Origin of the sequence: Domibacillus sp. A3M-37 (assembly GCF_024213455.1) — a bacterium.
GTDB lineage: Bacteria > Bacillota > Bacilli > Bacillales > Domibacillaceae > Domibacillus > Domibacillus tundrae.
Window position 1 is genome coordinate 160,216 of record NZ_JANAVL010000007.1, and the last position, 22,900, is coordinate 183,115.

General features: G+C 43.7%; 24 protein-coding genes. 1 reads left to right on the forward strand and 23 read right to left on the reverse strand.

Features of this window, described 5'->3' with window-relative positions; genetic code table 11:
• Positions 1 to 14 precede the first annotated feature (14 nt).
• Genes NLX67_RS12855 through lpdA form a run of 3 tightly spaced genes read right to left on the reverse strand, consistent with a single transcriptional unit; the run spans position 15 to position 3,432 of the window.
• The gene (locus tag NLX67_RS12855) at positions 15 to 998 is read right to left on the reverse strand and encodes an alpha-ketoacid dehydrogenase subunit beta (protein ID WP_254311997.1); all 984 of its coding nucleotides are present in this window, start codon (positions 996 to 998) and stop codon (positions 15 to 17) included.
• Positions 998 to 2,002 carry a thiamine pyrophosphate-dependent dehydrogenase E1 component subunit alpha gene (locus tag NLX67_RS12860; RefSeq protein ID WP_254311998.1) on the reverse strand — a complete coding sequence of 335 codons (1,005 nt, stop codon included), beginning with the start codon at positions 2,000 to 2,002 and terminating at the stop codon, positions 998 to 1,000. The genes NLX67_RS12855 and NLX67_RS12860 overlap by 1 nt, the downstream gene beginning before the upstream one ends.
• A gap of 14 nt (positions 2,003 to 2,016) precedes the next feature.
• Entirely contained in the window at positions 2,017 to 3,432 is a 1,416-nt protein-coding gene (lpdA, locus tag NLX67_RS12865; protein ID WP_254311999.1) for a dihydrolipoyl dehydrogenase, read from the reverse strand.
• Between the two features lie 175 nt (positions 3,433 to 3,607).
• Here lpdA and NLX67_RS12870 point away from each other — a divergent pair, with 175 nt between their 5' ends.
• Positions 3,608 to 3,847, forward strand: a complete 240-nt coding sequence (locus tag NLX67_RS12870) for a DUF2627 domain-containing protein (protein WP_046180432.1) — start codon at positions 3,608 to 3,610, stop codon at positions 3,845 to 3,847.
• Between the two features lie 195 nt (positions 3,848 to 4,042).
• On the opposite strand, the gene NLX67_RS12875 is transcribed toward NLX67_RS12870, so the two are convergent.
• The 20 genes from NLX67_RS12875 to NLX67_RS12970 form a co-directional block, all read right to left on the reverse strand.
• Positions 4,043 to 4,255: a hypothetical protein gene (locus NLX67_RS12875; protein ID WP_254312000.1), complete on the reverse strand. Its 213-nt coding sequence runs from the start codon at positions 4,253 to 4,255 to the stop codon at positions 4,043 to 4,045.
• Between the two features lie 637 nt (positions 4,256 to 4,892).
• On the reverse strand, positions 4,893 to 5,672 hold the full coding sequence (locus tag NLX67_RS12880) for a DUF6241 domain-containing protein (RefSeq protein ID WP_254312001.1): 780 nt from the start codon (positions 5,670 to 5,672) through the stop codon (positions 4,893 to 4,895).
• A gap of 833 nt (positions 5,673 to 6,505) precedes the next feature.
• On the reverse strand, positions 6,506 to 7,483 hold the full coding sequence (locus NLX67_RS12885; protein ID WP_254312002.1) for a tyrosine-type recombinase/integrase: 978 nt from the start codon (positions 7,481 to 7,483) through the stop codon (positions 6,506 to 6,508).
• 155 nt (positions 7,484 to 7,638) lie between these two features.
• Positions 7,639 to 8,415: a sporulation transcription factor Spo0A gene (gene spo0A / locus NLX67_RS12890; protein WP_046180431.1), complete on the reverse strand. Its 777-nt coding sequence runs from the start codon at positions 8,413 to 8,415 to the stop codon at positions 7,639 to 7,641.
• A 165-nt stretch (positions 8,416 to 8,580) separates the two neighbouring features.
• Entirely contained in the window at positions 8,581 to 9,663 is a 1,083-nt protein-coding gene (gene spoIVB / locus NLX67_RS12895; protein WP_254312003.1) for a SpoIVB peptidase, read from the reverse strand.
• An 89-nt stretch (positions 9,664 to 9,752) separates the two neighbouring features.
• Complete coding sequence (gene recN / locus NLX67_RS12900) at positions 9,753 to 11,444, reverse strand: DNA repair protein RecN (protein ID WP_254312004.1); 1,692 nt, start codon at positions 11,442 to 11,444, stop codon at positions 9,753 to 9,755.
• 17 nt (positions 11,445 to 11,461) lie between these two features.
• Positions 11,462 to 11,911, reverse strand: coding sequence for a transcriptional regulator AhrC/ArgR (gene ahrC / locus NLX67_RS12905; protein ID WP_046180429.1), 450 nt, complete (start codon positions 11,909 to 11,911; stop codon positions 11,462 to 11,464).
• Positions 11,912 to 12,044: 133 nt separating this feature from the next.
• Positions 12,045 to 12,872 (reverse strand): TlyA family RNA methyltransferase, encoded by an 828-nt coding sequence (locus tag NLX67_RS12910; RefSeq protein ID WP_046180428.1) that lies wholly within the window; start codon positions 12,870 to 12,872, stop codon positions 12,045 to 12,047.
• 2 nt (positions 12,873 to 12,874) lie between these two features.
• Positions 12,875 to 14,770 carry a 1-deoxy-D-xylulose-5-phosphate synthase gene (dxs, locus tag NLX67_RS12915; RefSeq protein ID WP_046180427.1) on the reverse strand — a complete coding sequence of 632 codons (1,896 nt, stop codon included), beginning with the start codon at positions 14,768 to 14,770 and terminating at the stop codon, positions 12,875 to 12,877.
• A gap of 92 nt (positions 14,771 to 14,862) precedes the next feature.
• On the reverse strand, positions 14,863 to 15,723 hold the full coding sequence (locus NLX67_RS12920; protein WP_254312033.1) for a polyprenyl synthetase family protein: 861 nt from the start codon (positions 15,721 to 15,723) through the stop codon (positions 14,863 to 14,865).
• Positions 15,724 to 15,740: 17 nt separating this feature from the next.
• Complete coding sequence (gene xseB, locus NLX67_RS12925; protein ID WP_254312005.1) at positions 15,741 to 15,971, reverse strand: exodeoxyribonuclease VII small subunit; 231 nt, start codon at positions 15,969 to 15,971, stop codon at positions 15,741 to 15,743.
• A complete protein-coding gene (gene xseA / locus NLX67_RS12930) occupies positions 15,961 to 17,316 on the reverse strand; it encodes an exodeoxyribonuclease VII large subunit (protein WP_046180425.1) in 1,356 nt (451 codons plus the stop codon). The genes xseB and xseA overlap by 11 nt, the downstream gene beginning before the upstream one ends.
• 114 nt (positions 17,317 to 17,430) lie before the next feature.
• Positions 17,431 to 18,285: a bifunctional methylenetetrahydrofolate dehydrogenase/methenyltetrahydrofolate cyclohydrolase FolD gene (gene folD, locus NLX67_RS12935; RefSeq protein WP_254312006.1), complete on the reverse strand. Its 855-nt coding sequence runs from the start codon at positions 18,283 to 18,285 to the stop codon at positions 17,431 to 17,433.
• Positions 18,286 to 18,300: 15 nt separating this feature from the next.
• Complete coding sequence (gene nusB / locus NLX67_RS12940) at positions 18,301 to 18,693, reverse strand: transcription antitermination factor NusB (protein ID WP_046180423.1); 393 nt, start codon at positions 18,691 to 18,693, stop codon at positions 18,301 to 18,303.
• Positions 18,694 to 18,891: 198 nt separating this feature from the next.
• Positions 18,892 to 19,311 carry an Asp23/Gls24 family envelope stress response protein gene (locus NLX67_RS12945; protein ID WP_046180422.1) on the reverse strand — a complete coding sequence of 140 codons (420 nt, stop codon included), beginning with the start codon at positions 19,309 to 19,311 and terminating at the stop codon, positions 18,892 to 18,894.
• A 16-nt stretch (positions 19,312 to 19,327) separates the two neighbouring features.
• Complete coding sequence (accC, locus tag NLX67_RS12950) at positions 19,328 to 20,686, reverse strand: acetyl-CoA carboxylase biotin carboxylase subunit (protein WP_254312007.1); 1,359 nt, start codon at positions 20,684 to 20,686, stop codon at positions 19,328 to 19,330.
• A 13-nt stretch (positions 20,687 to 20,699) separates the two neighbouring features.
• A complete protein-coding gene (gene accB / locus NLX67_RS12955) occupies positions 20,700 to 21,194 on the reverse strand; it encodes an acetyl-CoA carboxylase biotin carboxyl carrier protein (RefSeq protein ID WP_046180420.1) in 495 nt (164 codons plus the stop codon).
• 150 nt (positions 21,195 to 21,344) lie between these two features.
• On the reverse strand, positions 21,345 to 21,863 hold the full coding sequence (locus tag NLX67_RS12960) for a SpoIIIAH-like family protein (RefSeq protein ID WP_254312008.1): 519 nt from the start codon (positions 21,861 to 21,863) through the stop codon (positions 21,345 to 21,347).
• Positions 21,863 to 22,405 (reverse strand): stage III sporulation protein AG, encoded by a 543-nt coding sequence (locus NLX67_RS12965; protein ID WP_254312009.1) that lies wholly within the window; start codon positions 22,403 to 22,405, stop codon positions 21,863 to 21,865. The genes NLX67_RS12960 and NLX67_RS12965 overlap by 1 nt, the downstream gene beginning before the upstream one ends.
• Entirely contained in the window at positions 22,398 to 22,898 is a 501-nt protein-coding gene (locus tag NLX67_RS12970) for a stage III sporulation protein AF (RefSeq protein ID WP_046180417.1), read from the reverse strand. Before NLX67_RS12970 ends, NLX67_RS12965 begins: the two co-directional genes overlap by 8 nt.
• Positions 22,899 to 22,900 lie beyond the last annotated feature (2 nt).

Consider the following 22,900-nt stretch of genomic DNA (forward strand, 5'->3'; position numbering starts at 1 on the left):
CCTCCTTTTCCCAGTTAAAATTCAGCAAGATCGCGCATCGCTTTCTCCACTTTTTCAGGGTTCATCATAAAATATTTTTCCATTGGTAGTGCATACGGCATTGCCGGCACATCCGGACCAGCAAGCCGCCCGATCGGTGCATCCAGATCAAACAAGCAATGCTCTGCAATAATCGCAGCGACTTCGCTCATCACGCTGCCTTCTTTGTTGTCTTCAGTGACAAGCAGCACTTTGCCCGTTTTTGAGGCCGATTCGATAATCGTTTCTTTATCAAGCGGGTAGACAGTCCGGAGATCAACTACTTCCGCATTTATTCCTTCCTGCGCAAGTTTTTCCGCGGCCTGCAGTGCAAAATGAACACAAAGCCCATACGTGATGACCGTAATGTCTTCTCCTTTGCGCTTTACATCCGCTTTGCCGATCGGCAGCACATAGTCATCATCCGGCACTTCTCCTTTAATGGATCGATACGCTTTTTTATGCTCGAAAAACAACACTGGATCTTCATCACGAATAGCTGCTTTCAAAAGTCCTTTTACATCATATGGCGTTGATGGCATGACAATTTTTAGACCCGGCTGATTGGCAAATATCGCTTCAACCGACTGAGAATGATACAGTGCCCCGTGAATGCCTCCTCCGTACGGAGCGCGAATGACAATCGGACAATGCCAATCGTTGTTTGACCGGTAGCGGATGCGGGCCGCCTCTGAAATAATTTGATTAACCGCCGGCATAATAAAATCCGCAAACTGCATTTCGGCGACCGGCCGCTTTCCGACCATCGCTGCACCGATGGCGACACCGGCAATTGCTGATTCGGCAAGCGGTGTATCAAGCACCCGGTCTTCGCCAAATTGCGCATAAAGTCCGTCTGTCGCTTTAAAAACACCGCCTTTTTTTCCGACATCTTCTCCAAGAATAAACACGTTCTGATCTCGTTCCATTTCCTCACGCAGCGCCATGGTAACTGCTTCGATATACGAAATAACTGCCATTATTCATCCACCTCCTGTTCTGCTTCGGCATACACAAACTGAAGGGATGATTCAGGGCTGGCATAAGGCGCTTGTTCCGCGTACTCCGTTGCATCATTAATTACCGTTGCTATTTCTTTCTCCAACTGCTCTTCCCGCTCATCTGAGAGCAGTCCCGCTTCTTTGACGTATAATCGAAAAGAATCAAGCGGGTCCAGCTCCTTTGCCCCACTCACTTCTTCCGCTGTCCGGTACAAACGGTCATCGTCATCGGATGTATGCGGAGTGAGCCGATAGGTCAACGTTTCAATCAGTGACGGCCCCTCGCCGCGCCGTGCCCGGTCAGCGGCTTCTTTTACACATTGATACACCACAATCGGATTATTTCCATCGATCGTATAACCCGGCATGCCGTAGCCTGCCGCCCGATCAGAAACACGAGGTGAAGCAATTTGTTTATTCAATGGCACGGAAATCGCGTACTGGTTGTTTTCGCACATAAAAAGAACCGGCAGCTTATGCACACCCGCAAAGTTGGCTCCTTCATGAAAATCGCCTTGATTCGAGGAACCTTCCCCAAATGTAACAAGGGAGACAATCGGTTTTTGATCCATTTTGGCAGCAAGCGCAATCCCAACCGCGTGGGGAACTTGCGTCGTGACAGGCGACGATCCGGTTACAATCCTGTTTTTCTTTTGTCCGAAATGCCCCGGCATTTGCCGGCCGCCTGAATTCGGGTCTTCTGCTTTTGCAAATGCGGCGAGCATTAAGTCTTTCACCGTCATACCAAAAGCAAGCACGACCCCAAAATCGCGATAATATGGCAATATGTAATCTTGTTCCCGATTCAATGCAAAAGCAGCGCCGATTTGTGCCGCTTCCTGTCCTTGTCCGGAAACGACAAACGGAATTTTACCCGATCGGTTTAACAGCCACATTCTTTCATCCAAACGGCGTGTCAGAAGCATTGTTTCATACATGCTGACGACCGCTTCATCCGTTAATCCTGCTTGTTTATGTTCCATCAAACTCGCTCCTTTCAAAAGTGAATCGCTTTTCCACTCATCATGAGAGCCGTTTCGCCGACGGCTTCCGATAAAGATGGGTGTGGGTGAATCATCGTTCCGAGCTCCCATCCTGATGCATTCAGCATGTGGGCAAGTGTCGCTTCCGAAATGAGCTCCGTCGCATGCGGACCGACAATATGAACCCCTAGTATATCATCCGTCCGGGCATCCGCCACTACTTTCACGAAGCCTTCCGTTTCGCCATATACAAGTGCCTTACCACTTGCTTGAAATGGGAATTCACTTGTTTTAATGTCAATCTTTTTAGAAGCGGCCTGCTGTTCAGTCATTCCGACACTTGCCGCTTCTGGATACGCGTAAATACAGCGTGGAACAGATGAATAATCAACCGGATCACTTGCCTGCCCTGCAATATGTTCAACTGCTGTCGTCCCTTCATAAGAAGCAACATGCGCCAGCTGCAGGCCCCCAACAACATCTCCAACCGCATAAATATGCGATTCACTCGTCTGCATCCACTCATTGACTTGGATAACACCATTTTCAACTTTAATTTCTGCATTTTCAAGTCCAATTCGTTCGATGTTCGCTGTGCGTCCAGCAGCGACAAGCATTTTTTCCGCCGAAAAAGTTTCTCCTGCTGCTGTTTTAATAGAGACAGCGCCGGATTCTTTTTGAAGCGAGTCGAGCTCAATTTCTGCATTCACAACAATTTGCACCCGTCTTTTTATAAGCTGGCGTGCCATTTCATTTGATATTGCTTCATCTTCAGACGGCAAAATTCGATTCCCGTATTCAAGAACAGTGACGTCACTGCCGAAATCTGCAAGCATGGATGCCCATTCGACTCCGATGACACCGCCGCCCACAATGATAATAGACGCAGGAATTTTTTTCATTTCAAGTGCTTCGTTTGAAGATAAAATCATGTCTTCATCCGGTTCCAGGCCAGTAAGATTTTTTGGGCGCGAACCGGTAGCAATAATGACATGTTTCGGCACAAGCATGACATTTTCTGTGCCGTCGTTCATTTCCACAGAAATCGTGCCGGACATTGGTGAAAATAAAGAAGGACCCATCAACCGTCCGGTTCCTTCATATACAGCAATTTCCCCTTTTTTTATGAGCGATTGTACACCGTTATACAATGTATGTACTATGTTTTCTTTTCTTTCCTGAACACGGCAAAAATGAAGTGCTGTTTTGTTTGCTTCTATTCCAAATACTGACGATTCTTTCACCGTCCGGTACACTTCCGCACTTCTAAGCAGCGCTTTTGTCGGAATGCATCCTTTATGCAGGCATGTACCGCCCAATTTGTCTTGTTCAACAATTGCAGTTTTCAATCCAAGCTGCGATGCACGGATGGCTGCGGTGTAGCCGCCAATCCCACCGCCTAAAATGACAAGGTCATATGCTGTTGTCATATTTTTTTCGCTCCCTTATTTATAATTCCCTTACCATTGTATACGGTTTTCAAAACTATGTCATGTGATAAGGTGTATGTTTTTATGTTTTTTATCTGTGCGTACTGTTCTTGACAAATAAAGCGATTACGCTATGATGTGTGGTAGAAGATTTTTTGAAAGAAGGGTTTAATGGATGATCCGGATTATCGCACTGCTTATCCTTGTCATTCCCGGTTTTTTGGCAGGGGTGGGGATTAAATTAATGCGCGATATGCTATTTGGCATCTTACAGCCGCCGTTTCCAGCGCTATGGATGCAGTTTATCGCCGGCTTGCTTCTATTTATTGGCGGCCTTGGATTTGTTGCCGGCTTTATTTTCAGGCGCGACCGTAAACAAAATAAAGTTCAGCCAAAATTTCAAGATAAGAAGTAAAAGCGATCTCACAACGAGATCGCTTTTTGTTTAAGATACCATACATATATTCAATTCGAAGCTTGTCCGCAACCATGGCGATGAATTCTGAACTGATTCAAGCTCAGTTAGGATAAGCGAAACAAGGGGGTTTATTTATCAAGGGTGATTTCAAACAATTTTTCTAAGATAGCCGAGAATCTATTGGTTTTCAATTTAAATTCGCTGGCACTTTTCACCTTCAATTTTATCATCTTGATAAACAAAACGATAGCCCCCAATTGGAAAGTCTCTTGTTGGCTTCGTTTCTTCACCTGTCTTTAGACTTCTTCCAACCCATCCATAAGAACACACTCCATTTTCAGCGGCATACTTACCTGTTTCTCTGGAGCTTGAAAAAATTTTAACGAACTTATCGTCTTTAAACATATTTACTTTTCTTGAAAGAGGTCTTGCATGATTCTTCTGTAACCGCCAGATAAGATGAAACAACTTCTGATAGATAAAGGCGCAACACTTTTTACCAGTAAAAGACGTGCATTTTACATGGAGGGGCGAACATAATAGCCTATTTCTGCAGGCAAAAGCATTGCTGTGACTGGCTTTTTTATAAAATTGTGTTCGCAGAGGCTCCATGTCAAACGACAAGCTGCCTGAGCTAACTTCCAGTAATGTGTGTCACTTTATCTATCGTAAACTGTTCCTTTCTATCGCGCGGTCACAACTGATAGAAAGTACTTTTTTATATTTACTTATTTATATAATACTTATTTATAGTGATCATTTTTTGAACAACTCTAATAAAAAATGAACAACTTTTATTGTCCAAAATCTGAACTCATTTATGCAAGATTCTATACAAAATTTCCGGGAAATAAAAAGCGACTTGACAACAGAAGCATTGATAAATCAACGATGTATAAAATGCTACATATTCGTACAAAAAGAGAAAGTTGTGAAATGTTGATATGACGGGATTTGCGAGGAATGACGACTTTATAAAAGAGGTTTTATGTAAACAAGAAATGTATTGGATATACAGAAGAATTCAAAAAAAAGACCACCATTATTGGTAGCCTAATTCTTGAGCAACGCTTGAATCAAAATATTTCTGAACGAATTCTTTTTCTTCTTCTGGAGTAGCAACTCCTGTGGCTGCGCCTTCTTCAACTGTCGCTTTAAGCTTTGTGTTTAAATAATTATGCTGTGCGTCAACTTCGCTGAAATCATTAGCTGCCCACATTTCAGCAACTCTTAGCAACTCAGGATCATATTCTGGATGCTTCTTAAGAGCCATGACAAGTCTTGATGTTGAAGTTGGAGTCATTGGAGCAGCACCCCATTTTTGTTCAGCTTGTACTTTTTGGTGCGTCATTAAATGCATAACACGAATTGCATCTGTTTCTGTCTTCCCATAGTTAATTATAAATTCAACATTTTTAATGATTCCATCAACGTATGTGTTTTCGCCTTCTAGAGAAACTACACGAACAAATGAACCATCTTCTTTAGCATACTGTTCTCTTAAAAGAGATTCTCTAAGAACTCGATTCTCTCTTTGTTCCGGAGACTCTGCATTTACTTTATATTCCGGTCCTTCTGTTACAGCCGCTTTTGTTTTGATCGTGCCATCAGCTACTACGCTATCTACAAGATCAGTATCCATTTTTACTGTCTCATCTGAAGCTACATTCTCATCTGAAGTTGCGTTTTCTATAAGCTCCGTATTAATTGAAACATCCTTGACCGATGAGGCTTCTTCCTTCTCAATAGATAATAAAAAGCCTGCACCAATCATAAGACCGGAAATTCCTGTAATTACAGACCAACCAATTATTTTTTTCATTTTCTACCACCACCCTCATTACTATCTTATCACAAAAGTGGATTATACTTCTAAAAGTATAGAAAGTAATATAGAAGTATTGTAAAATTATTTTATTGCCCATTCAGTAAGAGGCGAAAAGGATAGACCGAACGTGTTCTCCAAGAGGCACTTATAGTTCTAAATCCTGCCTTTTCAGAAAGGTGAACGTCCCGATGGAATTCGAATTCTATATTCGTGTTAAATTTCCTGTCGCGTTCATAGAGATACTCTGGACTATTGCAAATCTATTTCTATGATGAGAATAATGGGTAATTCCTTTGACCCTGAGCAAAGAGATCTTGGAAAGCCATCCTTTCACTAGGATGGTTTTTTAATTGAAAAAAGCCGAGCAATTATGCTCGACTTCGAAATTTTTCAATTGTACTTCCACCCATGTAGGGAATCGCCCATGCTCCATACAAAGGCTCTTTAATAATTACTCTTCCAGCTCTACGAATTTGTAGTTTCTTTTTATGTAATTTTTTATCGATCTTTGATTCTTCTTTTTCCTTCTCTTCTAACCTAAGTTTATCGAATTCTTCATCTGTGGTAACCCCATTATTTTCCCGAAAAAAATAATTTTCGTGAAGTCTTTGTCTAATTTCAATATTATTATTATACTCATCTTTATTTGTCAGGTAGTATAAACAGTCTCTAAGAGCATCAATTTTCTCATGAGTTAAATCGTCTTCTTGTAAAGAAGTATCTCTTCTTACAGAATTCCATTCATTTATAAGTTGAACGAGTAGTTGATCAGCAACCCTAATAGCTTCCCCTACTGATTTCTGTCTGTAATATCCATTTCGTAAAATTTAAATTCTCCACTTCGATAATGGTGAATGATGCTGATATTTCTTCGCAATTTCCTCTCTAGTTAAATCTAGATAAGCTTTTTCTGTTACTGTTACAGATGAATGTCCTAAAATTCTGCTCAACGTGTACAGATCACCACCATTTAGTAAAAACTGACGAGCAAAATTATTTCTCAGTTGATGAGGATGTACTGACAGCCCAATTGCTTCACCTGCTTGTTTTAATTGCCTTTCAAATGATTGAATCGACAAAGTAGTACTTTTAGTTGTCGAAAAAAGAAAATTCGATGAAGTATATCTATCCTTAAACTTAATGTAATGACGAAGTTCCCTGCTCATTTGTTGTGAAAAGTATACGTATCTTTCCCTACGTCCTTTCGTATTGGTAAGGAGAATCATTCGGTGCTTAAAGTCAATGTTATCTACTTCTACAGCTAAACATTCCCCAATCCTCATTCCAGTGTCCTGGAGCAGCAAGACAATCACTTTGTTTCGATAGTCATGATATTTTGTGAAATCAAACTGATTCAATAATAAGCGAAATTCTTCTTCTGTAATTCCTGCCTTCTGTCTTCTTTCAATTTTTACCTGCTCAATACCCTCAACTGGATTTTTTCTAATTTCTCCTTCGACTGAGAGCCAATTGAAAAACACTTTAATGTTGCGGATATAATTGTTGATTGTTGTGTTGCTGATCGTTTTCTTATAGTCTGTTCGATTTTGAGGGTGATTTAACTTCAAACTTTTTTCATTTCCGACAACTGTATACTTTCCTCTTTCTCGAACATACTTAATGTACTGTCGAATGTGCCCTGTTTTTACTTTAATCGGCTCCTTAACTTCATATTCATTTTTCAAATAAACGATGAATAACTTTATGGACTGTTCATACGATGACAATGTTTTTGGAGATAAGTTCTTTAATTGACAGTAAATCAGGAAGTCCTCCAATAAAAATTCAAATTCGGTCAACTTCAATTTCTTCACCTCTTTTACAAAAATAAAAAGACCAATGAATTTTTTTATTCATTGGTCCTCTTAGGGGAAGTTTATTGGTTTTGAAATCATTTTTTAGTACCAATCCTTAAAATTGGTTGGCTTGAGATACATCCATAATCCTTATTTCATCAGTGTTAAGAAGCCATATACTCGATCCGAAGCTTGTCCGCCACCATGGCGATGAATTCTGAATTTGTGGGTTTCGCTTTGGAAACAGAAACCGTATAGCCGAACAAAGCAGCAATGGATTCCATGTTTCCACGGCTCCAGGCGACTTCGATGGCGTGGCGGATGGCCCGCTCTACCCGGCTCGGGGTTGTGTTATATTTCCGGGCAATTTCCGGATAAAGTACTTTCGTAATCGAGCCAAGCAGTTCAATGTCATTGAATACCATTGTGATCGCTTCCCGTAAATACAAGTACCCTTTTATATGAGCCGGGACGCCGATTTCATGAATAACAGCCGTTATGCTGGCATCGATGTTTTTCTTTTTCTTTTTCGGTTCTTCTTTTCGTTCCATGTGGCGTTGAGGCTGCTCGGCGCCAGCTACCTGACGGATTTGGCCGACGAGGCTCTCCATATCAAACGGCTTTAGCATAAAGTATGAAGCACCAAGTTCAACCGCTTTTTTTGTCACGTCCTCCTGTCCGAAGGCGGTCAGCATAATAACGTGCGGCTGTTTTTGCCCGCTTGTCCGAAGCCGCTCCAGAACCGCCAGCCCATCCATATGAGGCATGATAATATCTAAAATTAACACATCTGCCTCTACTTCAGGCAGCATCGTCAAACATTCTTGTCCATTGAAAGCCGTTCCGACAATTGTCATATCTTCCTGGCTTGTCACTACTTCTTCAAGCAACTGCACGAGCTGCCGGTTATCATCCGCAATTGCTACCTTTATTTCGCTCAAATCATTTCCTCCTTATTCCTTACCCTTAAGGTTATTCTAATGGTTTTTTCGACAAAGAGAAATGATTTCCTTTAAAAAATTCAAAATATTTATTTTATCTGATTTTTTGTCATTTTTCGACTTTTTCCTTATAAATTTTCGTCAAAAAAAGAGCGCAATTGCGCTCTACAATAATCCTGCATCTTTTAGCATCCAATCGATATGCACGCCATATCCGGAGAGTGGGTCATTTACAAAGACATGAGTGACCGCTCCAATTACGCGTCCATTTTGTAAAATCGGACTGCCGCTCATCCCTTGGACGATTCCGCCCGTTTTATTAATGAGCCGGGGATCGGTCATTTTAATAATCATTCCTTTAATCGCAGGTTTCGTTTGCTGAATAGTCCGCGTAATGGAAATATTATACGTTTCAATTTGATTGTTTTTTGTTACCGTCCATATTTGCGCTGGTCCTTCCTCCACTTCATCCGGATGGGCTGCTGGATAAATTTTTGCTCCGTCCATATCATGCTCAAGCTGTCCAAACAAGCCGAACGGTGTATTCGACGTTACGTCTCCCCATTTTTTCTCTGTCGGAATATCAGCAGTTTTTTCTCCTGGAACGCCTTCCGCTGCTTTTTTAATACCGGTTACCCGCGCCGGATACAGTGTGCCTTTTACAGGTGCAAAAGGCTTGCCTGACTGCAGATCACTAATCACATGACCGAGCGCTCCGAATTTTTTTGATTTCGGCTCGTAAAAGGTTAGCGTCCCAATTCCAGCTGTTTTATTTTTAATATATAAGCCAAGTTTAGAAATATTTGTCCCTGAATCTTTAACCGGTTTTACGGAAAGATCCAGCATCTTTTTACCGCGCATCACGGTGAGCTTTACGGATTTTTGCTGGTCAGCCGCTTTTTGCACATACGGCCGGATCGCTTGAGGCTCGGTTACTTTATGGCCATTTACACGAGTTATCACATCTCCCGGCAGCAAGCCCGCCGCTTCCCCTGGTGAAATGCGATCTGTATCAGTTTCAATAAAATGAAATCCCACTACGTAAAGCCCTTTCGTCTCAAGCTGTACACCGACTGATTGACCGCTGGGCACCACAAAAACCCGTTCCCGCTTTTCCTGTACTGCCGGAAAGCCCGCTGACTGCAGCAGTTCTGTTTCCGTTTGTTCTGCTTGAATAGCCGATCCGCCTGCCGTCCATACAGTGAATAAAAGCAAAAATGAAAAAAGACCCCGACTTAATACCGCCATACCACTCCCTCCATTTCATCTTGCTCTGTTAATTTGTCCGGAGGGGAGTGTTATTATAACGGTAATTAGGGGGCTAGATGGATGGCATTTCAAACAGCCGCATGTTTAATTTTTGCTGATAAGGATAGCAGCTCTCTGGCATGCTCTTTTGTCAAATCCGTCATTTCTGCACCGGAAATCATTCGGCCAATTTCTGCCGCTTTTTCTTCTTCGCTAAGAGGAGACACAGTTGTACTTGTCCGTGCGCCTTCAAGATTTTTTTGAATGTATAAATGTGTATCCGCCATGGCAGCTACCTGTGGCAAATGAGAAATACACATTACTTGCGAGTGGACGGCAATTTTATAAATTTTTTCACCAATTGCCTGAGCAACCCGTCCGCTGACACCTGTATCAACTTCATCAAAAATAATCGACGTCATACCTTGATGACGTGAAAAAATCGTTTTCATTGCCAGCATGACCCGTGACATTTCACCGCCGGATGCAATTTTCACAAGCGGCTTTAAGGGTTCACCTGGATTTGTTGTCATATAAAACTCAATTTGGTCCAAGCCGTCTTTTTTAAACTGCCCTGATTCATTTTTAACATACACATTGAAGACTGTCTTTTCCATATAAAGCTCTTTTAATTCACGGTGAATCGCTTCTTCAAGCTGGGCTGCCGCTTTACGGCGAAGAACAGACAGCTTTTTCCCTTCCACTTCCACGTCGGCTTCTGCTTCTGCTAATTCTTTCTGAAGCCGATTGACATGTGTATCACGATGTGTGAGCTGATCAATTTCTTCGGCAATCGACTCACCGTATTGCAAAATTTCATCAATCGTTGCTCCATATTTGCGCTTTAGCTGGCTGATTTCATTGAGGCGGCTTTGAATTTCATTGAGGCGTTCCGGATTAAATTCAAGTGTATCCAGCAAAGAACTTACATCCCGAACCGTATCTTCAAGCACATAAAAACTATTCGCGGCTGACTCATGAAGCGATTTATACTCTTCATTAATATCTGCTGCAGATTCGAGTCCATTTACACTCAAGCCAAGCCAGTCTAATGCTCTTCCATCGCCTGACAATGCATTGTACGCTTCTGATAAAGCACCATACAATTTCTCAAAGTTCGCAAGCTGCTGGCGCTCCGCTTCAAGCTTTTCTTCTTCTCCAGACACCAATTCCGCTTTTTCAATTTCATTCAGCTGAAATTGAATTAAATCAAGCCTGTGGGCCAAATGCTGGTCATTTTCGCTTAAACGGCGGATTTCGGACTGCAAATAAGCGTAGCGGCCGTATACTTCTTCATATTGTCCTCTGGCTTTTAAAATCGGTGCGCCGCCAAAATCATCAAGCAGCCGGATATGACTTGCGGCGTTCATCAATTCCTGGTGTTCGTGCTGTCCATGAATATCCATGAGCCGGGCGCCAATTTCCCGCAAAATAGACAATGTGACCAATTTCCCATTTACCCGGCACACACTTTTGCCTGCTGCTGAAATTTCCCGGCGCAAAATGATCGCTTCCTCGTCCACATCGATGCCAAATTCTCGGCAGACAGGTGCACAGGGGTGATCGCTATGAATGGCAAACAGCCCTTCAATCTCAGCTTTTTTTTCGCCATGGCGGACAAATTCACCTGAGCCCCTTCCACCGGTTAACAGCTGGAGTGCATCAATAATAATCGATTTCCCTGCACCCGTTTCACCTGTCAATACGGTCAATCCCCGTTCAAATGAAAGGGCAAGCGAATCAATAATGGCAAAATGGCGAATTGATAATTCCTGAAGCACAATCGGTCACATCCTTATTAAAGCATTTCTAAAAAGCGGGTCGATACGACCTCTGTATGTTCCGGTGCTCGGCAAATAAGCAGGCACGTATCATCGCCGCAAATCGTTCCCATAATTTCTTCCCAGTCTAAATTGTCGATGAGTGCCCCAACTGCCTGCGCATTACCCGGCAGTGTTTTCATGACCACAAAATGACCAGCAGAGTCGATGCTGACAAAACAGTCTACAAGCGATCGTTTTAATTTTTGCAATGGATTAAAGCGTTGATCGGCGGGTAAGCTATATTTGTAACGCCCATCCATTAATGGCACTTTCACGAGATGGAGTTCTTTAATATCACGTGAAATGGTTGCTTGCGTCACATTGTATCCAGATTCGCGCAGCAAATCGACAAGCTCATCCTGTGTTTCAATTTCATTATTTGCAATCATTTCTCTAATTTTTATATGTCGCTGTCCTTTATTCATATCGTTCACCTCATAATGTATAATTATACTTGTTTATACATTATCATATTGTATATGCAATGAAAAGTATAGAAAAAGCGGCACGTTTCCATTTTATATAGACGGAATCGGCCGCTTTTTTAAGCAAAGATGGTTAGCTTTTTTGATTGAATTCTTCGTGAGCTGCTGCCACAGCCTGCTCTGATGTAACAGGCAGCTTGATGTTCCCGCCGTTTTCTTCACCCGGCCAGCGAATATGCAGCAAAAATTCAATGTTGCCATCACCGCCCGTAATAGGTGAATGCGATACATTCATCACATCATAACCAAGTGTAGATGCAAGCTGCACAATTTTTTCAATGACAGCCTGATGAACCGCACGATCACGCACAATCCCTTTTTTACCGACTTGGTCACGTCCCGCTTCAAACTGCGGCTTTATGAGTGCCATGACATCGGCTCCTGAAACAAGAAGCGTTTTTAAAACCGGCAGAATAAGTGATAGGGAAATAAACGATACATCGATTACAGCAAAATCAGGCATGCCACGCTCTAAATTCGCTGGCGTCACATATCGGAAATTAGTCCGCTCCATAACAACAACGCGCTCATCCTGGCGGAGCTTCCATGCCAGCTGATTATATCCAACATCCAGTGCATAGGACATTTTCGCGCCATTTTGAAGCGCGCAATCAGTGAATCCGCCCGTTGACGCACCAATATCAATTAATATTTTATCCTGAACTGTAAGATCAAATACACGCAGCGCTTTTTCAAGCTTTAATCCGCCACGGCTCACATACGGCATCGTTTTTCCTTTTATCTCGAGCGGCGCATCAACTGGAATTTTTTCTCCCGGCTTGTCGATCCGCTCTTCGTTGGAATAAACAATCCCGGCCATTACAGCACGCTTTGCTTTTTCACGTGTTTCAATTAAGCCTTTTTCAACGAGAAGTACATCAATTCGTTCCTTTTTAGCCATCGTTATGCACGTTCCTCTTGTTTTTCCCGAACGAGAGCTGTTAATTTACGAACCGCTTCTTCCCTCGTTAAGTGAATGTCTTCAAGCAGCATTGTCACACTGCCATGTTCAATAAACTGATCTGGAATCCCCATTCGGTCAATGACTACACCGTGATGACCTGATTCGTGCGCTTCTTCAAGAACCGCGCTGCCGAATCCGCCTTCAAGTATGGCTTCTTCAATCGTTAAAATCGGTATGTGTTGGGTAAATAGTTCGTTCAGCATCGTGTGATCAAGCGGCTTAATAAAACGGGCATTTACAACTTTGACACTCATGCCGCGGGCTTCCAGCTCTTCTGCTGCTTCAAGCGCCATCGAAATAGTTGTACCGAACGTTAAAACAGCCGCATCTGTTCCTTCTTTTAATACTTCCCATGAACCAATTGGAATAACACCAAGCTGAGGATCTATGTCAACACCAAGCCCGTTGCCCCGCGGAAAACGCATTGCGATTGGACCATCGTCATATTGAATCGCGGTGTTGACCATATGGCGCCCTTCATTTTCGTCTTTGGGCATCATTAAAATCATATTGGGCAAGTGGCGGAGAAACGCAATATCGAACACGCCTTGGTGCGTTTCACCATCTCCTCCAACAAGTCCGGAGCGGTCAATACCGATAAACACATTTAAATTCGGACGGCAAATGTCGTGGACGACCTGGTCATAAGCACGCTGCAAAAATGTCGAATAAATAGCTAGAAACGGCTTCATGCCTTGTGTGGCAAGTCCGGCAGCAACTGTTGCAGCATGCTGTTCAGCGATGCCGACGTCAAACATCCGTTCAGGAAATTCACTGGCAAATCCAAGCAATTTAGAACCAACCGGCATCGCTGGTGTAATGGCAACGATACGCTCATCAGTCCGGGCAATTTCACGTACCGTCTCACTGACCACTGCACTCCAAGCGGGCGGTTCATTTTTCGCTTTAATCATGTCACCCGTGTCCATTTTATATGGACCTGTGCCATGCCAAGAACCGACTATATCTGTTTCAGCGGGCTTGTACCCTTTACCTTTTTTCGTAATAACATGAACAAGAACCGGTCCCTCTGTCCGCTTCGCCTGCTCCAGGCTTTTGATTAAATCAGCAAAATTATGTCCATCAATCGGACCGAGATACGTAAAGCCGAATTCTTCAAAAAACATGCCCGGAACAAACATATACTTTAAGCTGTCTTTCATCCGTTCTGCTGTTGAAGCTACTTTACCGCCCACGGCCGGAATCCGCTTTAATAAAAGCTCTAAATCATCTTTCAGCTTATTATATTTACCGCCTGTTCTCATTCTTCCAAGCATGTTATGCATCGCACCAACATTTGGGGCAATCGACATTTCATTGTCATTTAAAATGACGATCATATTCGTTTTTTCATGACCGATATGATTGAGTGCTTCCAGTGCCATTCCGCCTGTGAGCGCACCGTCTCCAATTACCGGAACAATATGGTCGTCTGATTTTTTCAAGTCACGGGCAATTGCCATGCCCATTGCAGCGGATAATGACGTCGAGCTGTGTCCAGTCTCCCATACGTCGTGTTCGCTTTCATTCATTTTTGGAAATCCACACAGTCCTTTATACTGGCGCAGCGTGTCAAATCTATCCGCCCGGCCAGTTAAAATTTTATGGACATAGGATTGGTGCCCGACATCAAATAAAAATTTATCTTTTGGGCTTGTAAAACAGTGATGGAGAGCAACAGTCAACTCGACAACTCCAAGATTGGGGCCAATATGCCCGCCTGTTACAGATAGTTTCTCAATGAGAAATCTGCGGATTTCCGAGCTTAGCTGCTCCATTTCATGCACATTCATTTTTTTCACAAAAGACGGGTCTTTAATGGATAATAGATCCAAGTGGATCAGCTCACTTTCCTGACTGTTTCAGTTTTAGTTAAATGTACCGCTATTATAGCACAGGCCGATTGCCGCTAACAATTTTCGTCATTTTACGATGTGCGTTTCGCAATTAAATCAGCAAATGCTTCTAAAAGAGGCGCCGGCCTTTTTAATAAAGCGATGGCTTTTAAAGCACCTTGCAGCTCTTCAGATAGCTTTTCTTTCGCGCCGTCCATGGTCAATAAAACCGGATATGTACTTTTTTCATTTGATTCGTCACTGCCGACCGGCTTGCCGATTTCTTCTTCCGTCCCTTCTACATCTAAAATGTCATCACGGATTTGAAAAGCCAGCCCGATATGGCGCGCATACGTTTCAAGCAGCATTGTTTCTGCCTTATCTGCACCGCCAATAAGAGCACCAGCCATGACACTAAATTCAAGCAAGCGTCCTGTTTTTTGATGATGAATATATTCAAGTTCAGCAAGGGAAAGCATTTTTTGTTCCCCTTCCATATCGGCAACCTGCCCGCCTGCCATACCAGCCGGACCCGCCGCAAAGGACAGCATGCGGATTAATTGAACAGCCTGCTCCGGTGAATACACATCGGAACGGGCAATGATTTCAAACGCATACGTCAACAGCGCGTCACCTGCTAAAATGGCTGTTGCTTCACCAAACACTTTATGATTTGTCGGCTTTCCACGTCGCAAATCGTCGTCATCCATTGCAGGCAAATCATCATGAATTAACGAGTACGTATGGATCATTTCAAGTGCGCAGGCAACATCAAACCCTTGTTCCGCTTTTTGTCCATACGTTTCAAGCGCCGCAAATAGGAGCATCGGTCTAATCCGTTTTCCTCCCGCTTTTAATGAATACGCCATCGCTTCTTTCAGCACATCCGGTGCCTGTAATGTGTTAACGTACTCAAGCATATACGGTTCGAACAATTCCAGCTTTTCGTCCATATATTTTTTTAAATCCGTCACTCGTCCTCACCATCCAAACGAAATGGCTGATCTCCATCGTTTGTTACCAGCTTAGCCAGTTCTGTTTCCGCTTTTTTCAGCTTGCTGTGGCATAAAGCAGACAATTCCATCCCGCGCTTATATTCTTCTAGCGCTTCTTCCAGGGGCACGTCCCCTTCTTCCAGACGCGCAGTGATTTTTTCCAGCTGCTCCATTGCCTGTTCAAAGCTTACATTTTCAAGTTTCATCTTTCTTCCCCCCGATTAAGTCGACATGTGCATGAATCGTGCCGTCAGTCATCTGCACACGAATGCGGTCTCCTTTTTCCACATCTTGGACTGTTTTTATCAATATTTCGTCATCACTGTATATAAGGCTGTACCCTCTTTCCATCACTTTTAGTGGACTGAGGGCATCGAGCATGGCAATATTTTGTTGAAAAGCTGATTTTTTTTCATTTACAGCTGATTGGGTCAGCCAGTGCAGCCGTTTTTTTATTTTTTCAAGCTGTACCGCTTCGAATTCAATACGCGGGCCGGGACCCATTCTTGAGAGACGGAACGATGCATGCTGCACAGCTGTTTTTTTTCGATCGACCAATAATTTTGCACGGTGGATGAGCTGTTCTTGCAGCCGGTCCGCCCGCTCAAATTGCTGTCTATAAAGCGCTTGTGGGTTACGCATTACGTAGGCGTTTAAAATGGCTTGATGCCGGTTTCTTGAAGAACGGATTTTTTCTGAAGCAGCCCGCATGAGGCGATTTTCTTTCGCCTTAATTCGTTCCGATACTTCTTCAATGTGCGGAACCGCCATTTCTGCTGCTGCTGTTGGGGTCGGTGCCCGTAAATCGGCAACAAAATCAGCAATCGTAAAATCGGTTTCGTGGCCAACGGCAGAGATAACCGGAATCTTTGAGGAACGGATCGCCCGGGCGACTGCTTCTTCATTAAAGGCCCACAGTTCTTCGATTGAACCTCCGCCGCGCCCGGCAATCACAATATCCGCACGGCCATCTTCATTGGCTTTTTCAAGCTGGCTCACAATCGATGCCGCCGCGCGGTCTCCTTGGACAAGTGCCGGATAAATGAGCACTTCAGCAGAAGGATAACGACGGTTAATCGTCGTTAAAATGTCCCGAATCGCTGCACCGGTTGGCGAAGTTACCACAGCGATAGAAGAGGGATAAGCCGGTATCGAGCGCTTGACATCTGTGCGAAACAGCCCTTCCTGCTCAAGTTTCTTTTTGAGCAGCTCAAATGCAGCAAACAAATTACCGGCCCCATCCTGCTGCATTGTTTTTACATACATTTGATATTGACCGCTTGATTCATATATGGTCACGTCCCCCGTCAAAATAACTTCCATGCCGTTTTCAGGACGAAATGTTAACGACTTTGCAGAAGCGGCAAACATCACTGCCATGATGCGCGCACTGTCATCTTTCAGCGTGAAATACAGATGTCCGCTCGAATGGTGCTTCACGTTGGACAGCTCGCCTTTTACGGCCATATTTTTCAAATGCGGGTCCGCATCAAATTTTCTCTTTATGTATTTCGTTAACGCTTTAACGGTCAAATGCTGATTTGGCTCCATCTCTGTTCACCTTTTTCTTCACAAGAAATGCGCAAGGCGCTTTATATTCATAAAAAAACTGTCTTTCCGATTATAACACGATCGAAAAGACAGTTTCATTCATCTACTATGAATTTATTTCGCTGCGGATGCTTTTGCTGATTTCACTGTGTTGTAAAGAAGCATTGTAATGGTCATCGGACCAACACCACCTGGCACCGGTGTAATGGCACCCGCTGTTTCTTTCGCACTGTTAAAGTCAACATCGCCGCACAGCTTGCCTTCTGCGTTTCGGTTAATCCCGACATCAATAACAACTGCGCCCGGCTTTAAGTGGTCTGCTGTTACATAATTGGCAATGCCTACTGCCGCAATAACAACATCTGCCTGACGCGTGATCGACGGCAAGTCTTTCGTACGGGAATGGCAAATCGTGACCGTTGCGTTATGCATTAATGAAAGCAATGCAGCCGGCTTGCCGACAATGTTGCTTCGTCCAATAACGACAACATGCTTGCCTTCAAGCGAAATATTCTCTTTCTCGAGCATTTTCATGATGCCATATGGCGTACATGAATAAAACGTATCTTTACCAATCACCATTTTTCCGACGTTCACTGGATGGAAGCCGTCAACATCTTTTTCAGGAATAATCGCATCGATCACTTTGTCTTCAGAAATATGCTTCGGAAGCGGCAGCTGGACAAGAATACCGTGAATGTTTTCGTCGTTGTTCAGTTCCTCTACTTTTTGCAAAAGCGCTTCTTCCGTCCAATCAGCTGGAAAGCGGTGAACTTCTGAATGAATACCGATTTCTTTGCTGCTTTTTTCTTTGCTGTTTACATACGTATGAGAAGCTGGGTCGTCCCCAACGATCACGACCGCAAGCCCCGGTGTTGTGCCGGATGCTTTCAGCGCATCAATTTCTTCTTTTAGTTCTGCACGAATGTCTTTCGCAATTGCTTTTCCGTCAATAATAGCTGCTGTCATGAAAAAACCCCTCACTTAGTCCATTAATTGATTGATTTTTGATAAAACACCATTAATAAATTTCCCAGCGCGTTCATCACTAAAATACTTCGCCAGTTCAATTGCTTCGTTTATGGCCACTTTAGCTGGAACGTCGTCTGAATAGTTCATTTCGTATACAGCGAGGCGCAAAATGTTTCGGTCAACTTTTGCCAATCGGTCAAATGACCATTTTTCCAGATTATTTTTAATCATTGCATCAATTTCATCACGATGTGTTTCCACACCGGCAACAATTTCCTGCAAATAACTGCTGTCACTTTCATCGCCGTTTAACACGTTCTCAACCGCTTCCGCTGACTCCGCTCCACTTAAATCCATCTGATAAAGAGCCTGTATGCCCTTTTCCCGTGCCGTGCGTCTATTCATTCGATTGCTCCTTTATATTTAATGCCTTTTTGATCATAGCATAAAAAACCCTTGTCGAAAACAATCGAAAAGTGCAAGGCGCCTGTTTATCGGCGACAAGCATAAGATGAGCACTAGCGGAGGCGCTTTTTGCCTGCAGAAGGGCTTGTCTGGATAAAATGAGAAAAACGCCCCGGCAATGCCGGAGCGCTTTTTCTTTTACACTTCATCCTGGTACTCAGGTTCTGGCTGCTTCGTTTCAAATTGAATCCCAACAATATGAATGTTTACTTCGTCTGCTTCTAGTGCCGTCATGTTTAAAAGGGTCTGACGAATCCCTTCTTGCACGAGCTTCGCGACCCGAGGAATGGAGACGCCAAATTTCACAACACAATACACATCCACTTTTATGCCTTCTTCGGTTAACTCAACCCGGACACCTTTGCCATGGTTTTTCTTGCCGAGACGTTCCACAACACCCGCCGCAAAGCTGCCGCGCATTTTTTCCACTCCGTCGACTTCTGATGCGGCAATGCCGGCAATGACTTCAATCACTTCAGGCGCAATTTCAATGCGGCCATGGCCGCCTTCTCCATTACTCATTTCAAGTACCTGATTTACAGCTTGCTGTTCTGACATGCTGTGCACCTCCGAATTAAGATTGAGTTTTCATTACATCGTACGTTTCTAGAAATTTCGTATTAAAATCCCCGCTAATAAATACGTCATGCTCAAGCAGTTTTTGATGGAATGGAATGGTTGTGTGAACACCTTCCACCACAAATTCTGACAACGCCCGCTTCATCCGCGCAATTGCCTCTTCCCTCGTTTTTCCGTGCACGATTAATTTCGCGACCATTGAATCATAAAATGGCGGAATCATGTACCCTGGATAAACGGCAGAGTCGATACGGACACCAAATCCACCCGGCGGAAGATATCCTTCTACTCTTCCAGGTGATGGCATGAAATTTTTCTCCGGATTTTCAGCATTAATCCGGCATTCAATCGCCCAGCCGTCAAATGTGACATCTTCTTGTTTAACGGACAGTACTTCGCCGGAAGCAACGCGGATTTGTTCTTTGATCAAATCAACACCCGTAACCATTTCAGTTACTGGATGCTCTACTTGGATACGCGTGTTCATTTCCATAAAATAATACATGCCGGCATGTACATCATAAATGAATTCTACCGTGCCTGCCCCTGTATAATCAACTGCTTTGGCTGCTTTTACGGCTGCTTCACCCATTTCGGCTCTTATTTTTTCAGTTAATGCCGGTGATGGTGTTTCTTCAAGCAGCTTTTGCATGCGACGCTGAATCGTACAGTCCCTCTCGCCAAGGTGAATGACATTGCCATGTGTATCAGCCATCACTTGAATTTCAACGTGGCGGAAATCTTCAATAAACTTTTCAAGATATACGCCTGGATTGCCAAAAGCCGTCGCCGCTTCTTGCTGCGTCATGTTGACACCTTTTTCAAGCTCCGTCTCATCACGCGCGACACGGATACCTTTTCCGCCGCCGCCTGCTGTTGCTTTAATGATAACCGGATAGCCAATCTGAGCAGCGATAGACAAACCTTGTTCTACATCCTTTATAATCCCATCCGATCCTGGAACGATCGGCACGCCTGCTTTTTCCATCGTATCGCGCGCAACATCTTTTGTCCCCATTTGTGTAATCGCTTCGGGTGATGGGCCGATAAAAATAATATTGCATTCACGGCACAATTCCGCAAAGCTTGCATTTTCCGCCAAAAAGCCATAGCCGGGATGAATGGCATCTGATTCTGTTAATTTGGCAACGCTGACAATGTTTGTGAAATTTAAATAGCTGTCTTTTGAAGCTGTTGGTCCAATGCAGTATGCTTCGTCTGCTAACTGCACGTGAAGCGCTTCACGGTCTGCTTCTGAAAATACAGCGACCGTTTCAATCTGAAGCTCTTTGCAGGCACGAATAATCCGAACTGCAATTTCGCCGCGATTGGCAATTAATACTTTTTTAATCATGGCAAATTCTCCTTTATTCTGGTTTGACTAAGAAAAGCGGCTGGCCGTATTCAACGAGCTGGCCGTCTTTCACGAGGATTTCGACAATTTCGCCGTCTACTTCTGCTTCGATTTCATTAAAAAGCTTCATTGCCTCAACAATACAGACTACGGAGTCTGATTGGATTTTAGATCCAGGCTTTACGTACGCTTCCTTGTCTGGCGACTGAGATTGGTAAAATGTACCAACCATTGGCGAAGTGATTTTATGTAAACTTGAATCATCTGCTGCTGACTTCGGTGCTTCCGGTACCGGTGCTTCTTGAATAGCTGGCGCTTTCGGCGTCTCCTGCACAGCCTGTGTAGTATGTTGAACATTTGATGCCGGTGCTTCCGGTGTTGCAGCATATGTAGTCTTTCCGGTTGATTTTTTCATTTTCAGCTTGCTTCCCGCTGACTCAAATACAAATTCTTCAATCCCTGATTGGTCGACCAGCTTGATCAACTCTCTAATTTCTTGCACTTTCATGTACCCAACACCCCTTTTAGGAAATAAATAGATGAGCCGTTTTCATCCAGCGAAAAAAGCTCCTTCTCTCATTTTATCTTTTTTTCTTCAATTAGCAAATACAGAATATGAATGAAACAAGCCCGCTTCGTAAAAAAGCGGGTCTTTTTTTTATTTAAATGGCTCAAATTCTACTGAAACAGGCATTTTATCGCCCATTTCTTCTTTTGCCAGCCGGATCAGTTCATTGGCCTCCTCAGTAGAATGGCTGTCCGCTTTTACGGTAATTCGAATCTCGCCTTCCATCATTCGGACGAGCGCATCCTCATATCCTTTTGACTTAATAACCGTTTCTAGCATCCGTTCGCTTGAAGCCTGTTCATCCAGCTGCTGCATCGTTGTGTATGCTTCATCTTTTTCTTCGGCCGACAAATCAGCAGACGCCACCTTCGCCGTTAATTCTTCTTTCTGGCGGCTGCGTTCTTCTTCTGCTTCAAGACGAATCATTTCAAACACTTCATCATCCGGCGTTTCTTCAACAGCCACGTCCACATCTTCCGTTGGTTCAGGAACGGTTTCTTCAAGTGTTGATACTGGCAGTAATTTTTCAGGACCGGTCACATAATAAACACCAAGCACAGCAGTTAAACTGACCATTGTAAACAGCCAAACGGTTTGTTTTTTCGGCATTAGTTTTTCCCTCCTGTTTTTCCCGGCATGACGGCTACACGGTGCATTGGAACACCAAGCACACGTGTGACTGCTTCTACCATTCGCTTTTTCACCTGGACCCGCTCAACACCTTTGGCGACAATTAATACCCCTTGAATGTCCGGCTTGCGCGTTTCCGTCATAACCGGACTTTCCACATCTCCGTTCCGAATAACAGCCATTTGTTCATCTGTCGTGTTTTCGCCACTCCCCTTTGAAGAAGCTACATTTTTTTCATAGACGCTTCGCTCCGAGGAAGCAAGATTGACAATGACTGAGACATCTGAGACGCCGTCGATTTTATTAAGCACACGGGTCAGTTCTGATTCATAGTTTTTTTTCAAATCGGTTTCCGCAGCAGCAACAGGCTCTGAGGCGGTTTCCTCAGGTGGTTCAGATCCATTTAAATCACTAAGAGCCATGAGAGCAATCCCGACGCCAAGCATGATGGCCGCCCACTTCAGCGGCTTATCCGCTTTTCCATTTTTCCACCTTGTTAGAAGCGAATGCCGGTCAGCCACCTCCCAGTTCCTCCTTTTCCATCACCATATTCAGCTGATGATCCTCAATATTCCAATTTTCTGTTAAGACATTTCGAATTTTCTCTTCTGGACAGGTCCCTTTCACAAGCACTTGAATGTTTTTTAAATCTTCACCATTCATTTCAGCCCCAACGTCGAGCACTTCACAGGAAGAAAAAGAGGCCGCAGCCATTTTCGCATCCGAATGAAGCTGTTGATTTACATACGTATTAGAAGCAAGTTCAGACACATCTGATAATTGATTCAACTGCTGCTTCGTTTCCAGTTGAAAAGACGACGTGCTTTGTTCATTGAAAAAGGAAAACGACCAGTCGGCTGAAAAAAGTGGATTAATGAGGGCTGCCATAATGACGAGCCCCGCTGCCAGCCTTACATATTTTTTCATCGGTGAGTCGGATAAGAGCATGTCCACCACAGAAGCGCATAAAAGCAGCGCCAGAACAGATGACAGCCAGTCAAAAATGGCCTGCATTG

Coding starts and splice junctions, on each gene's coding strand:
- NLX67_RS12855 (WP_254311997.1), bottom strand. CDS start 998: ATGGCAGTTATTTCGTATATCGAAGCAGTTACCATGGCGCTGCGTGAG.
- NLX67_RS12860 (WP_254311998.1), bottom strand. CDS start 2,002: ATGGAACATAAACAAGCAGGATTAACGGATGAAGCGGTCGTCAGCATG.
- lpdA (WP_254311999.1), bottom strand. CDS start 3,432: ATGACAACAGCATATGACCTTGTCATTTTAGGCGGTGGGATTGGCGGC.
- NLX67_RS12870 (WP_046180432.1), top strand. CDS start 3,608: ATGATCCGGATTATCGCACTGCTTATCCTTGTCATTCCCGGTTTTTTG.
- NLX67_RS12875 (WP_254312000.1), bottom strand. CDS start 4,255: ATGTTTAAAGACGATAAGTTCGTTAAAATTTTTTCAAGCTCCAGAGAA.
- NLX67_RS12880 (WP_254312001.1), bottom strand. CDS start 5,672: ATGAAAAAAATAATTGGTTGGTCTGTAATTACAGGAATTTCCGGTCTT.
- spoIVB (WP_254312003.1), bottom strand. CDS start 9,663: ATGGCGGTATTAAGTCGGGGTCTTTTTTCATTTTTGCTTTTATTCACT.
- ahrC (WP_046180429.1), bottom strand. CDS start 11,911: ATGAATAAAGGACAGCGACATATAAAAATTAGAGAAATGATTGCAAAT.
- NLX67_RS12910 (WP_046180428.1), bottom strand. CDS start 12,872: ATGGCTAAAAAGGAACGAATTGATGTACTTCTCGTTGAAAAAGGCTTA.
- NLX67_RS12920 (WP_254312033.1), bottom strand. CDS start 15,723: ATGGACGAAAAGCTGGAATTGTTCGAACCGTATATGCTTGAGTACGTT.
- xseB (WP_254312005.1), bottom strand. CDS start 15,971: ATGAAACTTGAAAATGTAAGCTTTGAACAGGCAATGGAGCAGCTGGAA.
- xseA (WP_046180425.1), bottom strand. CDS start 17,316: ATGGAGCCAAATCAGCATTTGACCGTTAAAGCGTTAACGAAATACATA.
- folD (WP_254312006.1), bottom strand. CDS start 18,285: ATGACAGCAGCTATTATTGACGGAAAAGCAATTGCGAAAGACATTCGT.
- nusB (WP_046180423.1), bottom strand. CDS start 18,693: ATGAATAGACGCACGGCACGGGAAAAGGGCATACAGGCTCTTTATCAG.
- NLX67_RS12945 (WP_046180422.1), bottom strand. CDS start 19,311: ATGTCAGAACAGCAAGCTGTAAATCAGGTACTTGAAATGAGTAATGGA.
- accC (WP_254312007.1), bottom strand. CDS start 20,686: ATGATTAAAAAAGTATTAATTGCCAATCGCGGCGAAATTGCAGTTCGG.
- accB (WP_046180420.1), bottom strand. CDS start 21,194: ATGAAAGTGCAAGAAATTAGAGAGTTGATCAAGCTGGTCGACCAATCA.
- NLX67_RS12960 (WP_254312008.1), bottom strand. CDS start 21,863: ATGCCGAAAAAACAAACCGTTTGGCTGTTTACAATGGTCAGTTTAACT.
- NLX67_RS12970 (WP_046180417.1), bottom strand. CDS start 22,898: ATGCAGGCCATTTTTGACTGGCTGTCATCTGTTCTGGCGCTGCTTTTA.